Annotated in this window: 16 protein-coding genes; 14 read left to right on the top strand and 2 right to left on the bottom strand. The window is 69.4% G+C overall.

Annotation, left to right across the window (positions count from 1 at the left end; all coding sequences use genetic code 11):
* Position 1: 1 nt before the first annotated feature.
* Genes U9J23_RS18105 through U9J23_RS18095 form a run of 3 tightly spaced genes read left to right on the top strand, consistent with a single transcriptional unit; the run spans position 2 to position 3,193 of the window.
* Positions 2-955: a Ppx/GppA phosphatase family protein gene (locus tag U9J23_RS18105; RefSeq protein WP_080968326.1), complete on the top strand. Its 954-nt coding sequence runs from the start codon at positions 2-4 to the stop codon at positions 953-955.
* Positions 952-2,235, top strand: coding sequence for a hypothetical protein (locus tag U9J23_RS18100; RefSeq protein WP_326599595.1), 1,284 nt, complete (start codon positions 952-954; stop codon positions 2,233-2,235). The genes U9J23_RS18105 and U9J23_RS18100 overlap by 4 nt, the downstream gene beginning before the upstream one ends.
* Before the next feature lie 4 nt (positions 2,236-2,239).
* Positions 2,240-3,193 (top strand): sugar phosphate isomerase/epimerase family protein, encoded by a 954-nt coding sequence (locus U9J23_RS18095; protein ID WP_059383351.1) that lies wholly within the window; start codon positions 2,240-2,242, stop codon positions 3,191-3,193.
* Here U9J23_RS18095 and U9J23_RS18090 read toward each other — a convergent pair.
* On the bottom strand, positions 3,152-3,568 hold the full coding sequence (locus tag U9J23_RS18090; protein ID WP_085469636.1) for a hypothetical protein: 417 nt from the start codon (positions 3,566-3,568) through the stop codon (positions 3,152-3,154). The genes U9J23_RS18095 and U9J23_RS18090 overlap by 42 nt on opposite strands.
* A 94-nt stretch (positions 3,569-3,662) precedes the next feature.
* Between U9J23_RS18090 and U9J23_RS18085 the strand changes: the two genes are divergently transcribed.
* From U9J23_RS18085 to U9J23_RS18055, 7 genes are all read left to right on the top strand, one after another.
* Positions 3,663-4,328, top strand: coding sequence for a MerR family transcriptional regulator (locus tag U9J23_RS18085; RefSeq protein ID WP_059383349.1), 666 nt, complete (start codon positions 3,663-3,665; stop codon positions 4,326-4,328).
* Positions 4,325-5,182 (top strand): thioesterase family protein, encoded by an 858-nt coding sequence (locus U9J23_RS18080; RefSeq protein WP_085469634.1) that lies wholly within the window; start codon positions 4,325-4,327, stop codon positions 5,180-5,182. Before U9J23_RS18085 ends, U9J23_RS18080 begins: the two co-directional genes overlap by 4 nt.
* Before the next feature lie 51 nt (positions 5,183-5,233).
* Complete coding sequence (proC, locus tag U9J23_RS18075) at positions 5,234-6,094, top strand: pyrroline-5-carboxylate reductase (RefSeq protein WP_085469633.1); 861 nt, start codon at positions 5,234-5,236, stop codon at positions 6,092-6,094.
* Between the two features lie 236 nt (positions 6,095-6,330).
* On the top strand, positions 6,331-6,567 hold the full coding sequence (locus U9J23_RS18070; protein ID WP_006552345.1) for a helix-turn-helix domain-containing protein: 237 nt from the start codon (positions 6,331-6,333) through the stop codon (positions 6,565-6,567).
* A 261-nt stretch (positions 6,568-6,828) separates the two neighbouring features.
* The gene (locus U9J23_RS18065; protein WP_003402602.1) at positions 6,829-6,930 is read left to right on the top strand and encodes a 30S ribosomal protein bS22; all 102 of its coding nucleotides are present in this window, start codon (positions 6,829-6,831) and stop codon (positions 6,928-6,930) included.
* Between the two features lie 243 nt (positions 6,931-7,173).
* Entirely contained in the window at positions 7,174-8,205 is a 1,032-nt protein-coding gene (locus U9J23_RS18060; RefSeq protein ID WP_085469632.1) for an NAD-dependent epimerase/dehydratase family protein, read from the top strand.
* Entirely contained in the window at positions 8,202-9,185 is a 984-nt protein-coding gene (locus tag U9J23_RS18055; protein WP_085469631.1) for a lysophospholipid acyltransferase family protein, read from the top strand. The genes U9J23_RS18060 and U9J23_RS18055 overlap by 4 nt, the downstream gene beginning before the upstream one ends.
* Before the next feature lie 93 nt (positions 9,186-9,278).
* Here the strand turns inward: U9J23_RS18055 and U9J23_RS18050 are convergent, their stop codons facing one another.
* Complete coding sequence (locus tag U9J23_RS18050) at positions 9,279-10,235, bottom strand: HAD family hydrolase (protein ID WP_085469630.1); 957 nt, start codon at positions 10,233-10,235, stop codon at positions 9,279-9,281.
* A gap of 242 nt (positions 10,236-10,477) precedes the next feature.
* Here U9J23_RS18050 and U9J23_RS18045 point away from each other — a divergent pair, with 242 nt between their 5' ends.
* The 4 genes from U9J23_RS18045 to hemC all read left to right on the top strand — a co-directional run bounded on the left by U9J23_RS18045 (position 10,478) and on the right by hemC (position 14,222).
* Positions 10,478-10,768 (top strand): glutaredoxin family protein, encoded by a 291-nt coding sequence (locus tag U9J23_RS18045; protein WP_059383344.1) that lies wholly within the window; start codon positions 10,478-10,480, stop codon positions 10,766-10,768.
* Positions 10,769-10,927: 159 nt separating this feature from the next.
* Positions 10,928-11,797 carry a redox-sensing transcriptional repressor Rex gene (locus tag U9J23_RS18040; protein ID WP_026061479.1) on the top strand — a complete coding sequence of 290 codons (870 nt, stop codon included), beginning with the start codon at positions 10,928-10,930 and terminating at the stop codon, positions 11,795-11,797.
* Positions 11,794-13,215 carry a glutamyl-tRNA reductase gene (locus tag U9J23_RS18035; protein ID WP_059383343.1) on the top strand — a complete coding sequence of 474 codons (1,422 nt, stop codon included), beginning with the start codon at positions 11,794-11,796 and terminating at the stop codon, positions 13,213-13,215. The genes U9J23_RS18040 and U9J23_RS18035 overlap by 4 nt, the downstream gene beginning before the upstream one ends.
* Positions 13,212-14,222: a hydroxymethylbilane synthase gene (gene hemC, locus U9J23_RS18030; protein ID WP_085469629.1), complete on the top strand. Its 1,011-nt coding sequence runs from the start codon at positions 13,212-13,214 to the stop codon at positions 14,220-14,222. Before U9J23_RS18035 ends, hemC begins: the two co-directional genes overlap by 4 nt.
* Positions 14,223-14,241: the final 19 nt, after the last annotated feature.

Raw genomic sequence — 14,241 nt, 5'->3', positions numbered from 1 at the left:
TGTGCGCTTAGGGGTACTCGACGTCGGAAGCAACACCGTTCACCTGTTGGTGGTGGACGCCCATCGTGGTGGGCACCCCACGCCGATGAGTTCGACGAAGGCCACGCTGCGGCTGTCCGAGAACATGGACGACAACGGCGACATCACCTCCAAGGGCGCCGATCGGCTCGTCGAGACCACTGCCGAGTTCGCCAGTATCGCCCGCACCTCTGGATGCGGCGAGCTCATGGCGTTCGCGACGTCCGCGGTGCGCGACGCCGGCAACTCCGAGACCGTCCTCGATCGGGTGCGCCGGGAGGCCGGGGTGTCGCTGGACGTGCTCTCCGGTGAGGACGAGGCGCGGCTGACCTTCCTGGCCGTGCGCCGCTGGTACGGCTGGAGCGCCGGGAACATCCTCGACCTCGACATCGGCGGTGGTTCGCTCGAGCTCACCTTCGGTGGCGACGAGGACCCCGAGATCGCCTACTCCCTCCAGCTCGGTGCGGGACGGCTCACCCGCGACTGGTTCCGCGAGGACCCGCCCGGCAAGCGCCGGATCTCCGCGCTGCGCGACTGGCTCGACGCCGAACTCGCCGAACCGGCGAAGGTGCTGCGCAGCGCGGGCGACCCCGACCTGTGTGTGGGTACCTCCAAGACCTTCCGGACCCTGGCCCGCCTGACCGGCGCGGCCCCCTCCTCGGCCGGCCTGCGGGTACAACGGACTCTGACGGCGAGCGGACTGCGCCAGCTCATCGCCTTCATCTCCCGGATGACCACGGCCGACCGGGCGGAACTCGAAGGCGTCAGCTCGGATCGGTCCGAGCAACTCGTCGCCGGCGCCCTCGTCGCGGAGGCGAGCATGCGTGCCCTCGGGGTGGAGACGCTGCAGATCTGCCCGTGGGCGTTGCGCGAAGGCCTGATTCTTCGGAAGCTCGATACGGATATGGGTGGCGAACTGGTGGTGGCAACCGGATGAGCGGGAATCGCAGCAACGACACGGGGCAGATCTCCGTGGCCGAGCTGTTGGCGCGTAACGGCCAGAAGGTGGGAACGCGGGCCGGGGGACGACGCCGACGAGGCGCGAGCGGCGGCATCTCCGTCGCCGAACTGACGGGTGAGATCCCGATCACCCGCGCAGACAGCAAGGTCGAGCGGCACACCGCGGCCGATGCGGAAAGCGCTGCCGGGCAGGCGGATTCGTCGACCTCGACGGCTGCTGTCGAGGCGGAGACCCCGCCGAAGGCCGTCCCGGCGCCACGCAAGGTCGAGACCCCGAAGCTCGAGACGCCGAAGGCGGCGACCTTCGCGCTGTCCGACATCGAGAAGACCACCGTGACCCCGCGGGTCGCCGTCGAGACGAAGACGCCGCCGGTGAAGACCGGAACGAGCACGCCTGCCGTCACGAAGACGCCGCCTGCCGCGAAAACGCCACCCACTGCGAAGACACCGTCCGGCCCGGCGTCGAAGGTGCCCACAGCCGCGGACGCAGTGTCGAAGACGGACACGGTGTCGAAGACGGATGCAGTCTCGAAGACGGCCGCATCGACGGAGGCAGCGTCCAAGGCGGCGCCGCCCAAGATCGAGTCGCCGACCGAGGTCATCCGTCCCGAGGCGCTTCCCCGGCGCGCGCGGGCGCATCTCGGAGCGGCCGCGCCCGGCTCGCAGTCCGGTGAGGGAGCAGCGGTCGCCGACAAGAAGGCGGACAAGAAGTCCGAGAAGGCGAGCGCCCCGGCGGTGTCGGTGCGCAAGGCCGACGTCGCCGAACCGCGACTGCTCTCCGGCCCGGCCAGCGACCTGCAGGGCACCGGCTCCGGCGCCGAGGACTCGACCGACACCATCGGTGCCGCGGACACCGGGTCCGACGCCTCCGAGAAGGCGGCATCGTCGCGGTCGCGGAAGTCGCGCGGCAAGGGCGGGAAGGCAGCGGCCGACGCCGCCGACGATTCGGCACGGAAGAGTGTGGACGACGACGAGTCCGCCGACGCGGAGCAGGGCAGCGGCCTCAAGCAGTGGGCGTTACTGATCGGCGAGAGTGTCGCCGCGATCGTCGCGGGCGGATTGCTCTTCAAGGGATTCGAACGATTGTGGGATCTCCTGCCGTGGGTCGCCTTCGCGCTCGCGCTGCTGGTGATCGTGGGCCTGGTCGCACTGGTGCGTGTGCTGCGGCGCACCGACGACATCACGAGTCAGCTCATCGCGCTCGCGGTGGGAGCATTCGTGGCCTTCGGGCCGCTGTTGTTCCTGCTGCCCGGGTGAGCCGATGCCGACCGCGCAGGGAATCCGGGTAGGGCTGTCCACCGCTTCGGTCTATCCGGAGAACACCGAAGCGGCGTTCCGCTTCGCCGCCGATCTCGGTTTCGACGGGGTCGAGCTGATGGTGTGGGCCGAACCGGTGAGTCAGGACCCCACCTCGGTGGAACGTCTGGTCCGCCGGTACGGCGTGCCGGTGCTCGCCGTGCACGTGCCGTGCCTGCTGATCTCGCAGCGCGTGTGGGGATCCGATCCGGCCGCCAAGCTCGACCGTTCGGTACGTGTCGCCGAGATCCTCGGTGCGGAGACCGTCGTGGTCCATCCGCCCTTCCGGTGGCAGCGTCGCTATGCGGAGGGATTCTCCGACCAGGTCGCGGCGCTCGAGGCCGACAGTCACGTGGTGGTCGCGGTCGAGAACATGTACCCGATGAGAGCCGATGTCGTCTTCGGCGGTCGTGATCGCGGCGCCGAACGTCTGCGTCGGCGCGGGCCGGGCCGCGCGGTCTCGGCCTACAGCCCGTCGCTCGACCCCACCGACACCGGCTTCGCGCACTACACGCTCGACCTGTCTCACACCGCGACTGCGGGGGCCGACGCCCTCGCGCTCGCGGATCGGATGGGGGAGGGGCTCACCCACCTCCATCTCGCCGACGGCCGGGGCTCCTCGCTCGACGAGCACCTCGTCCCGGGAACGGGCACGCAGCCGTGTGCGGATGTCTGCCGCCGGCTCGCCGAGAGCGATTTCGGCGGTCACGTGGTTCTCGAGATCAGCACTCAGAGTGCACGGACGCGTGCGGAGCGCGCCGGGATGCTGGCGCGTTCGCTGGCCTTCGCGCGCACGCACCTGGATCGCTCGGCGACGCGCGCGATCACCGCCGGCCCCGAGAGTCCCCGGCACACGGACATCGCGCGCGTCCCCGCCTCAGAGGCCGGCGATTCCGGCGGCGAGCACGGCGACGCCTGAGATCAGCACGCCCGCGGTGAGGGAGGCGGCGCCGAGCCACACCGCCGCGAACATCCGGCCGGGCCGGGCCGGATCGGGCCCGAGCACCGACAGGAAGAAGCCCGCCGGGATCAGGATCGCGGCGACGAGCACAGCGATGGCACCGCCCGCGGACCAGCCGGGTGATGCGCCCACGACGTGCGTGAGAACGGCGATGAGCAGCCCCAGCGTGACGAGTACGCCCGCGTGGGCATGACCCGCACGGAAGAACGCCTTCTGCAGGTCGTTGGTGGGTACGCCGCCTGCGGCGACGCGTAGCAGGAAGGCGCCTCCGAAGGCGATGCCTGCGACGGTGAGCACGGTGCTCCCGAGAACGATGGTCACGATCGGATGCATGAGGGCCTCCCCGGCCTGTGATCCGCAACTGGATAGTGATGCTATCCAATATTGGATAGTTGTAGTATCCGATGTCAAGGGATGGAGGTGAACCGTGCGGATCTCGGAACTCGCCGAGCGCTGCGGCGTACCGCTGCCGACGGTGAAGTACTACCTGCGCGAAGGACTGCTCATGCCGGGCGTGGCGACGAGCGTCACCTCGGCGACCTACGACGACCGGCACGTCCGCCGCCTGGGTCTGGTCCGCGCTCTCGCCGCACAGGGCCTGCCCCTCGAGAAGATCAAGACCGTCGTGGATCTCGTCGACAACCCGCGCGACGACCTGTTCGTCGAACTCGGCCACGCCATCGCCGCGCTGCCGCCCTACGTCGAGGACTCGGCCGGTCCCGACTATCCCCGCGCCCGCCGCCTGCTCGAGCGCCTCGGCCAGATCTACGACCCGCGGTTCGCGGCCGTGGCGCAACTCGAACATGCGCTCGCAGCCCTCGAGGCCGCCGGCCTGCGGATGGACGACCGCCGGATCGACGCCTACGGCCGGCACGTCCGCGCCATCGCCGAAGTCGACCTCGAGTTGCTGCCGACGCACTCCCGGGAGGCCACCGTGGAAGCGGCCGTGCTCGGGACGGCCCTGTACGAACCGGTCCTCACGGCCATGCGCCGACTGGCCCACCAGCATCTCGCCGCCCGCGTGTTCGGGTCCGGTGAATCTCCCACGACCGGCGCCGATCAGGCCCCGAACGACGACCAGGAGCAGCAATGACTCTCACCGACCAGCCCTTCCTCGACCTGACCTCGGTCACCCGGGTGCCGGGGGAGCACCCCGACGGCACCTCTGCCTGGCAGGCGCACATCGATCCGGTGTGGACCATCGGACCCAAGGTGCACGGCGGATGCATGCTCGCGGTCTGCGCGTCCGCAGCACGCAGGTCGGTGCTCGACGCCGGTGTCGACCCGCTCACCCAGCCCCTGGCCGTGAGCGCCTCGTTCGTCGCCGCGCCCGATCCCGGCGACGTCGAGCTCACCACCGTCCTGCGCAAGCAGGGCAAGCAGATCGGTCTCGTGGACGTCGAACTGTCCCAGGCCGGACGCGTAGCGGTGCGGGCGAGTGTCACCCTCGGCGCCCCGGACACCGGAGAGCCCTTCCACACCGTGCCGCACCGCGCGACCACCATGCCCGCCGACCCGCCGGCCGAGTCGGTGCTCGTCACCCCCGAGCACCCCATGGGGCAGATCGTGAAGTTCGCCGCAACCTCCCGGCTCCGGATCGACTCCTCGACCGCACGCTTCCTCGACGGGCAACAGGGCGAACCACTCGTGTCGATGTGGACGCGGCCGTCGCCGGGCGACGAGGCGGACGTCGACACCTCGGTGCTGTTCGCGCTCATGTGCGGCGACGTCTCGGCTCCCGTCGCGATGAACCTCGGCCGCTTCGGCTGGGCGCCGACGGTGCAGCTCACCGCGTACCTGCGGCGGGTGCCGGCTCCGGGATGGCTGCGTGTCATCGCCGAGAGCAGCGTCCTCGGCAACACCTGGTTCGAGGAGGACCACACCGTCGTCGACTCGACCGGCCAGGTCGTCGTGCAGTCGCGTCAGCTGGCCATGATGCCCCGCTGACACACCCCACTGTGGTGTAGGCCGCACGGGCGGTCGTGGCAGGCTGTCCCCATGACGAGAATCGCAGTGATCGGTGGCGGCAGGATCGGCGAGGCGCTGGTCTCGGGCCTGCTGAAGAACGGCTTCGCGACCAAGGACCTCGTGGTCGCCGAGAAGTTCGAGGAACGACGCGAAGAACTGTCGCGGACCTACTCGATCCGGGTCACCGACAGCACCTCCGACGCCGCGGAAGGCGCCGATGTGGTGGTCGTGGCCGTCAAGCCCAACGACGTGGACGTCGTCGTCACCGCCCTCGCGGCGGTCGACGCCGGGAACGACGACGAGCAGATCCTGGTGTCGCTGGCCGCAGGCATCCCGACGGTCCGTTACGAGACCAAGCTCCCGGCGGGCTTCCCCGTCGTGCGCGTGATGCCGAACACCCCGATGCTCGTCGGGGAGGGCGCGAGCGTGCTGTCCGCCGGTCGGTACGTCAAGCAGCAGCACCTCGACACGGTCCGCGAGATCCTCGCGAGCGTGGGAACGGTCTCGGTGGTCCCTGAGTCGCAGATCGACGCGGTCACCGCGGTCTCCGGATCCGGACCGGCCTACTTCTTCCTCGTCGCGGAAGCGATGATCGACGCCGGTGTCTCGCTCGGCCTGACGCGGGCTGTGGCCACCGATCTGGTGGTGCAGACGATGACCGGCTCTGCCGCGATGCTCGCGCGTTCGGGGGACAACGCCGCCGATCTGCGCGCCGCGGTCACCTCGCCGGGGGGCACCACGGCGGCTGCGGTCCGCGAACTCGAGCGTGGAGGACTGCGTACGGCCTTCTACGAGGCGCTCGACGCCGCGAAGCGTCGCTCCGCGCAACTCGGTGCGGGATCGGATCAGCCGTCGCCCGCGGCCCGGGAGGGACTCTCCGGAACCGCCTGACAGGCGCCCTACCCGGGGCCCCGACAGGTCCCTCCGGAGAACGCGGACAGGCGCATCTGCGGAACGCTGACAGACGTCCCTGCGGGGCGTAGCGTGGCGACGAACAGCCGCCCGCCGGAAATTCCCCAGCTGCATCGTCGCACAGGAACCATTCGTCACGCTAAGCTCGAATCAGCACGTGCGTGTCTGTTCCGCCGGAGGGGAAGCCGGCGGCGCGGGCGTGCCGGAGGTGTGTAATGGTTTCAGGAAACACGCCGTCGAAGGGTCAACCTCAAGACGGACAGTCGGTTCTCGCCGGTACCCAGTTCCTGACAGTTGCCGAGGTGGCAGCTCTCATGCGGGTGTCGAAGATGACCGTGTACAGGCTGGTGCACAGTGGCGAACTACCCGCAGTGCGCGTGGGACGCTCGTTCCGCGTGCATGCGAAGGCCGTCCACGACTACCTCGAGACGTCGTACTTCGACGTCGGATAGAGGTAGAGCAGGGACGGTCGGCGCGTCGTCGGGGTACGACGGTACGACGAACGGATCCGGTGCGCGAGGGAAGTCGCGTTCCGGGGCGGACCTCGGTTTCACGCCGGGTGGGCCGCCCCGGTAGGATTGCTTGTCGTCGTACCGGCCAGCCGGTGTCGTGAGGCGCTGTTACTCGTCGCCACGAGGCCCAGCGTCGACATACATCAGGCGTACGTCACCGGCGTGCGCAGGAACGCTACAAGGAACGTGAGGGATGCCCACATGGGATCTGTGATCAAGAAGCGCCGTAAGCGCATGTCGAAGAAGAAGCACCGCAAGCTGCTCCGCCGCACCCGAGTGCAGCGTCGTAAACTCGGCAAGTAAGCCCTGCGCCTGTCCGATGCCCGTCACCCTCGTGGTGGCGGGCATCGTTCGTCCGTACATCCCGTACTCGTCTGCGCATCCCGGTCCCCGGAAGTTCACCCGCGAGTCGTGCGACGGCAGCGAAGTGGCCGTATTGTGGGACGGCATACCGCGTCGGGGCGAATGTGACCGATGACGCGTGTGGTGCAGCAGGGGGTTTCACGAGTGGTTTCGCATGGGCACGAGGTGGCACGTCCACGAGTCGTGCTGGTCACCGGAGCAAGTCGGTTCCTGGGTGGTTTCCTCGTCACCAGGCTCGCTCAGAATCCGGATATCGAGCGGGTGATCGGTGTGGACACCCAATCGCCGTCGAAGGACATGCTCCGGCGCATGGGGCGAGCCGAGTTCGTGCTCGCCGACATCCGCAACCCTCTCATCGGCAAGATCATCCGCAATATGGACGTCGACACCGTCGTCCACGCGTCCGCCGTCACGAAGGCCCCGAAGTCGGGGAGCCGCACGGCGATGAAGGACATGAACGTCCTCGGCGCGATGCAACTGTTCGCGGTGTGCCAGAAGGCGCCGTCGGTGCGCAGGATCGTGTTGCGCTCGTCGTCCGTCGTCTACGGCTCGAGCGCCAAGGATCCCGCGAAGTTCACCGAGGAGATGAGCGCCCGCCGACGACCCACGGGTGCCTTCGCCCGCGACATGATGGAGGTCGAGGGGTACCTGCGCGGCATCGCCCGCCGGCGCAGCGACATCGCGACCACCATCCTCCGGCTCGCACCCACCGTCGGGAACCGGCTGCCCGGCTCGGTGTCGAGCTATCTCACCTCCCCGCTCGTCCCCAACGTGCTCGGCCGCGACGCGCGACTGCAGCTGCTGCACGAGGAGGACGCGCTCGGTGCACTCGAACACGCGGTCGTCGCCGGACGGCCCGGGACGTACAACATCGCCGGTGAGGGGATCGTCATGATGACCCAGGCCGTGCGCCGGGCCGGGGGCGTCACCGTGCCGATGCCCTACGCGCTGTTCCGCACGGTCGGGCACGCACTCATGGGTTCGGTGATGAACTCCTTCACCAAGGAAGAACTCGACTATTTCCATTTCGGATGCGGACTCGACACCACGCGCATGCGCAACGAGTTCGGATTCGAACCACGCTGGACCACGAGAGAAGCGCTCGACGATTTCGCCCGGGGCCTCGCCCTCACCCGCATCGTGAAGACCGAATGGGTGGACAAGGCCGAGTCGATGGCGCTCTCCGTGCTCGGAGAGACGAGGGAGGCGCGATGACGGAGGTCGCGAAGGTCATCCCGTTGCACGCCGGCAACCGCCGTCCCGGCGAACGGGTCACACGCACACCCCATCCGTCGATGGGGCCACCGCCCACCCCCGAGCAGGTGAACCGCACCGACCGATTCCTCGACGACCTGCGCGGCACGCTCGCACAACAGGTCACCGCCACCGCCGAGTTCGTGCGCCGCCGGATGACCGGCGACTACGAGGTCGACGACTTCGGCTTCGACCCGCACTTCACCGAGAACGTCGTCCTGCCGGTGCTGCGACCCCTGTTCGACAAGTGGTTCCGCGTCGAGGTCCGCGGCGTCGAGAACATCCCCGCCGAAGGCAGCGCACTCGTCGTCGCCAACCACGCCGGCACGCTCCCCGTCGACGCACTGATGACCTCCGTCGCCGTGCACGACCACGCGGATCGTCACCTGCGGATGCTCGCCGCCGACCTCGCCTTCGGTATGCCCGTCGTCGGAACGGTGACGCGCAAGGCCGGCCACACCCTCGCGTGCCATCCCGACGCCGAACGACTCCTCCGGCAGGACCAGGTGGTCGCGGTCTTCCCCGAGGGTTACAAGGGACTCGGCAAGCCGTTCAAGGAGCGCTACAAACTGCAGCGGTTCGGCCGCGGCGGTTTCGTGTCGGCGGCCCTGCGCACCCAGGCGCCCATCGTGCCGTGCTCGATCGTCGGCTCCGAGGAGATCTACCCGAACATCGCCGACCTCACCTCGCTCGCGCGCCTGCTCGGCCTGCCCTACTTCCCGATCACCCCGCTGTTCCCGGCGCTCGGCCCGCTCGGAATCGTGCCGCTGCCGTCGAAGTGGTACATCGAGTTCGGCACCCCCATCGTCACCGACGTGTACGACGAGGCCGCGGCAGAGGATCCGATGGTGCTGTTCGAGGTCACCGACCACGTGCGCGAGACGATCCAGCAGACCCTCTACAAACTGCTCACGCGCCGGCGGAACGTCTTCCTCGGCTGAGCAGGCCGAAGATCGGGCTGCTCGATCGCGGCTGTGTCGTCGGGCTGCTCGATCGCGGCTGTGTCGTCGGGCCGCTCGATCGCGGCTGTGCCGTCAGGCCGCTCGATCGCGGCGGCGGCCCACGAGGACCGCGACTGCACCACCCGCGGCACCGAGACCGAGCGCCGTGGGTACCCCGACCTTCGCAGCCTTGCGCGCCGTCCGGAAGTCGCGGATCTCCCACCCGCGTGTACGCGCGACCTGCCGCAGATCCGGATCGGGATTGATCGCGACGGCCGTGCCGACCACCGAGAGCATCGGCACGTCGTTGTGGCTGTCCGAATAGGCCGTGCAGCGCTTGAGATTCAGGCCCTCACGGATCGCGAGGGCCCGCACGGCGTGTGCCTTGCCGAGACCGTGCAGGATGTCGCCGACGAGACGGCCCGTGAAGACACCGTCCTTCGACTCGGCGACGGTGCCGAGCGCACCGGTCAGGCCGAGGCGTTCGGCGATGACGTCGGCCAGTTCGACCGGCGTCGCGGTCACGAGCCACACCTGCTGGCCCGCGTCGAGGTGCATCTGCGCGAGCGCGCGGGTGCCCGGCCAGATCTTGTCGGCGATGATGTCGTCGTAGATCTCCTCGCCGAGCCGGCGCAGTTCCTCGGTGGAGCGGCCCTGCACGAACGACAGCGCCTTGTCGCGACCGGACGCGACGTCGTTCATGTTCTCCTTGCCGGTCAGGCGGAACTTGACCTGCTGCCAGGCGAACTCGAACAGGTCGGACTTGTCGAAGTAGTTCCGGGCGACGAGGCCGCGGGCGAAGTGGATGATCGACGCGCCCTGCACCATCGTGTTGTCGACGTCGAAGAACGCCGCCGCGGTCAGATCGCGCGGGACGGGAGCGGTATCGGGGGAGGGCTCGGGTTCGACGCGGGATTCCTGCAACGCGAGGGCGGCATCGGCGCTCGCCTCACCTGCGAGATTGGCGCGGACCTCTTCCTCGCTGGGCCCGAACTTGCGAGAGAAGAGCCGACGTCCGGGACGGATGATGCGCGCCCACGTCTCACCCATGCCCCATCCGTAGGGAAACGAACGTCCTGGCACTCGCACCTCCGGTGTCGTAACGGGCGGGGCTGTCGAAACGGGCGGGCCCCGTGTGACCCCTGCACTTCCGGGCGCCGCACATACGGCGACCGCATACACGGGCGACCCGCGCCAAGCCTAGCCCGCGATACGGCCCGTCACCGGGAGGCCGTCGCCCCCGTGACCGGGTGTGACGTTCATCTCGACAGGTCGTGCCGCACAGTGGAGGCATGAGTGAGCAATCGTCATCGGCAACGAGCGGCTCCGCGAGCCGTCATCACCTGACCCTTCTCGTGCGTGCCGGGTGCGGTGCGTGCGGTCCTGCGCGCGAGCAGCTCGAGGCGCTCGCGGAGGAGCTCGGCGTCGAGGTCACCTGCATCGACGTGGATGTCGCTGCCGCAACCGATCCCGATCTGAGGGCCGAATTCGGGGACCGTCTGCCCGTCGTTCTGCTCGACGGACGCGAGCACAGCTACTGGGAGGTAGACGAGCCGCGACTGCGCGCAGATCTCGCCGGCTGAGTGGGCAGGTCCTCGTCGTACAGCAGGTGGGAAGCACATTCGGGGTGCTTCGAGCAACTTTGTGCATGGCTTCACAAGCGGTTACCGTGGTGTGAACGAATTCCCGGATCACCGTGAGGCCAGGCGTGTATCCACCGGCCGGACGAGGAGCCACGTACCGTGACGCAGTTGCACCCACCGCAGGGCGAGGACGCTCGCGGCACCGCCGAGTCCGGCGAGGGTGCCACTCCCACCCCTCCGGTCCGCGATATCCCACAGGCTACTGTGACGCGTCTCGCGACCTACCTCCGGGTCCTCGGTGCGTTCGCCGAGGCCGGCACCCTCATCGTCTCCAGTGAGGAACTCGCGGCCGCCGCCGGCGTCGGTTCGGCCAAGCTGCGCAAGGATCTGTCCTTCCTCGGACCCAACGGAGTGCGCGGCGTCGGCTACGACGTCCTGCGCCTCCAGTCCCGCATCGAAGCAGCTCTCGGACTCGACCGGGGCCATCGCGTCGTGCTCGTCGGAGTGGGCAGCCTCGGCCGCGCCCTCGCCCGGTATCCGGGCTTCGACCGCCGCGGTTTCACGATGGCCGGTCTCTTCGATTCCGATCCCGACGTCGTGGGCACACGTGTGGGCGACCTCGTCGTGCGGCACGTCGACGATCTCGAGAACGGAGCCCGTGAACTCGGCGCGACCATCGGAGTCGTCGCCACCCCCGACGAGGCAGCGCAGCAGGTGTGCGATCGGCTCGTGCTCGCAGGCGTGCGCAGCATCCTGAGCTTCGCTCCCGTCGAACTCGATGTCCCCGACCACGTCGAGATCCGACGCGTCGATCTGTCCGTCGAGATGCAGGTTCTCTCGTTCAACAGCACGCGCAACGGGGAGACCCCCCGTGCGGCGACCGCCGACGTTCGTCCTGCAGCCGGCGACGTACGCCCCGCCGGCATCCCGCGGGTGTCCACCCGGAGCTCTGCACGGCGTACCACAACAGGAAAGGCGGGTCCGATGGGCTCGGCCGCGACCAGAAACGGATCGGTGATCGCACCGTGAGTGTTCTCCTCGTCGGGATATCGCATAGGAGCGCACCGGTCCCGGTGCTCGAGAAGGTGGCGGTCACGGACACCGACCGCCCCAAGCTCACCGACAAGATGCTGGCGTCGGACAAGATCTCCGAAGCGATGATCGTCTCCACCTGCAACCGGGTGGAGATCTACGCGGTGGTCGACGCCTTCCACGGCGCGCTCGCCGCGGTCAGCGAACTGCTCGCCGAGCACTCGGGTCTGCCCGTCACCGAACTGCACAAGCACGCCTACGTCCGGTACAGCGAGGCCGCTGCCGAACACCTCTTCTCCGTCGCCAGCGGGCTCGACTCGATGGTCGTGGGGGAGCAGCAGATCCTCGGCCAGATCCGTACCGCCTACGCCGCCGCCGACGCCCAGCAGGCCGCCGGCCGCACCCTGCACGAACTCGCTCAGCAGGCGCTGCGCGTCGGCAAGCGGGTGCACTCGGAGACCGGCATCGACGCCGCCGGCGCATCCGTCGTGTCGGTCGCGCTCGACAAGGCCTCGAACTTCCTCGGAGGCGACCTGAAGGGCCGCACCGCCGCAGTGATCGGTGCCGGCGCCATGGGCGGCCTCGCCGTCGCACATCTCGTCCGGGCCGAGGTCGGCTCGATCGTCGTCGCCAACCGCACCCGCGACCGTGCCGAGCGACTCGCCGAGACCGCACGGGCCGCCGGTGTCGACGCCGAGGTCGTCGGATTCGACGATCTCGCGACCGCACTGAGCCGCGCCGACGTCGCCGTCACCTGCACCGGAGCCGTGGGCGCCGTCGTCACGCTCGCCGACGCGCACCGCGCACTCGCGCAGCCCGGCCGCGGCGAACGCCCCCTCGCTATCTGCGATCTCGGTCTGCCGCGCGACGTCGACACCGCCGTGGCCGGTCTTCCCGGTGTGCAGGTCTTCGACATGGAGTCGCTGCAGCGCGACCCGTCGGCCGGCGCCGCCGCGACCGACGCGGAGGCTGCCCGCAAGATCGTCGCCGCCGAGCTGTCGCAGTACCTCACCGCGCAGCGACTCGCCGAGGTCACCCCCACCGTGACGGCACTGCGTCAGCGCGCCGCCGAGGTGGTCGAGGGCGAACTGATGCGCCTCGAATCGCGACTGCCCGATCTCGACGACGGCCAGCGCGGCGAGGTCGCCCGCACCGTGCGCCGGGTCGTCGACAAGCTCCTCCACGCACCGACGGTGCGGGTCAAGCAGCTCGCGTCGACGCCGGGAGGCGACCAGTACGCCGAGGCCCTGCGCGAGCTGTTCGAGCTGAGCCCGGGGTCGGTCGACGCGGTCGCGACACCCACCAAGGATCTGAGCTCGCTGACCGATCCGACCCTCTCGGGGGATCTGTCCGCCGCACTGGACCCCGCTGTCACCACCGAACTCCAGGCCTCACGAAAGGACGGCACCGCATGAGCACCGAAGCCGCATCGGTTTCCCGCGACGATGTTGCTCGGCAGGATCGTCCGTTGCGGATCGGTACCCGCGGCAGCGTGCTCGCCACGACCCAGGCCGGGACCGTGCGCGACGCACTCATCGCCGCCGGTCGCCCGGCAGAGCTCGTCATCATCACCACCAAGGGCGACGTGACGCCCGGCCCGGTGCAGCGCATCGGCGTCGGGGTGTTCACCGCCGAGCTGCGCGAGGCGCTGCTCGCCGGTGAGGTCGACGTCGCCGTGCACTCCTACAAGGACCTGCCGACCTTCCAGGATCCGCGTCTCGTCGTCGCGGCCGTCCCCGAGCGGGAGGACCCGCGCGACGCGCTCGTCGCCCGCGACGGACTCGTCCTCGGCGAGCTGCCGCCCGGCTCGAAGGTCGGTACCTCGGCGCCGCGCCGGCGGGCACAACTCGCCGCGCTCGGCCTGGGACTGCAGATCGAACCGCTGCGCGGCAACATCGACACCCGCATCGGCAAGGTCGATTCCGGCGAACTCGACGCGATCGTCATCGCGCGTGCCGGACTGTCGCGCATCGGACGCCTGGACCGCGTCACCGAGTCCCTCGAACCGGTGCAGATGCTGCCCGCGCCGTCGCAGGGTGCGCTCGCCGTCGAGTGCCGATCGGACGATCCCGAGATGATCGAGCTGCTCGCCGGACTCGACCACGCACCGAGCCGTGCCGCCGTCGTCGCGGAGCGCTCGCTGCTCGCCGAACTCGAAGCCGGATGCACCGCACCGGTGGGGGCGATCGCCGACGTCGTCGAATCGCTCGACGACGACGGCCGGGTGATCGAGGAGCTGTCGGTACGCGGATGTGCCGCCGCCATGGACGGATCGGATGTGCTGCGAGCCAGCGCGGTGGGGGCGCCGGAGAAGGCCGAGGAACTCGGTCGTCGTGTCGCCCGCGAACTTCTCGAGCTCGGTGCGCGCGAGCTCATGGTCGAGCACGGGGTCGTTCCCGAGACGAGACCTGCCGATGATTGACCCAGCTGTCACCGTCACC

Origin of the sequence: Rhodococcus sp. PD04 (assembly GCF_035918275.1) — a bacterium.
GTDB lineage: Bacteria > Actinomycetota > Actinomycetes > Mycobacteriales > Mycobacteriaceae > Rhodococcus > Rhodococcus rhodochrous.
Note: the sequence above shows the minus strand (reverse complement) of the source record. Positions and strands in the feature narration are given on the sequence as shown.

Bases quoted from the DNA above. Each gene is read 5' to 3' on its own strand.
- U9J23_RS18050 (WP_085469630.1), bottom strand. From the start codon at position 10,235: ATGGGTGAGACGTGGGCGCGCATCATCCGTCCCGGACGTCGGCTCTTC.
- U9J23_RS18100 (WP_326599595.1), top strand. From the start codon at position 952: ATGAGCGGGAATCGCAGCAACGACACGGGGCAGATCTCCGTGGCCGAG.
- U9J23_RS18065 (WP_003402602.1), top strand. From the start codon at position 6,829: ATGGGATCTGTGATCAAGAAGCGCCGTAAGCGCATGTCGAAGAAGAAG.
- hemC (WP_085469629.1), top strand. From the start codon at position 13,212: ATGAGCACCGAAGCCGCATCGGTTTCCCGCGACGATGTTGCTCGGCAG.
- U9J23_RS18095 (WP_059383351.1), top strand. From the start codon at position 2,240: ATGCCGACCGCGCAGGGAATCCGGGTAGGGCTGTCCACCGCTTCGGTC.
- U9J23_RS18080 (WP_085469634.1), top strand. From the start codon at position 4,325: ATGACTCTCACCGACCAGCCCTTCCTCGACCTGACCTCGGTCACCCGG.
- U9J23_RS18045 (WP_059383344.1), top strand. From the start codon at position 10,478: ATGAGTGAGCAATCGTCATCGGCAACGAGCGGCTCCGCGAGCCGTCAT.
- proC (WP_085469633.1), top strand. From the start codon at position 5,234: ATGACGAGAATCGCAGTGATCGGTGGCGGCAGGATCGGCGAGGCGCTG.
- U9J23_RS18090 (WP_085469636.1), bottom strand. From the start codon at position 3,568: ATGCATCCGATCGTGACCATCGTTCTCGGGAGCACCGTGCTCACCGTC.
- U9J23_RS18055 (WP_085469631.1), top strand. From the start codon at position 8,202: ATGACGGAGGTCGCGAAGGTCATCCCGTTGCACGCCGGCAACCGCCGT.
- U9J23_RS18070 (WP_006552345.1), top strand. From the start codon at position 6,331: ATGGTTTCAGGAAACACGCCGTCGAAGGGTCAACCTCAAGACGGACAG.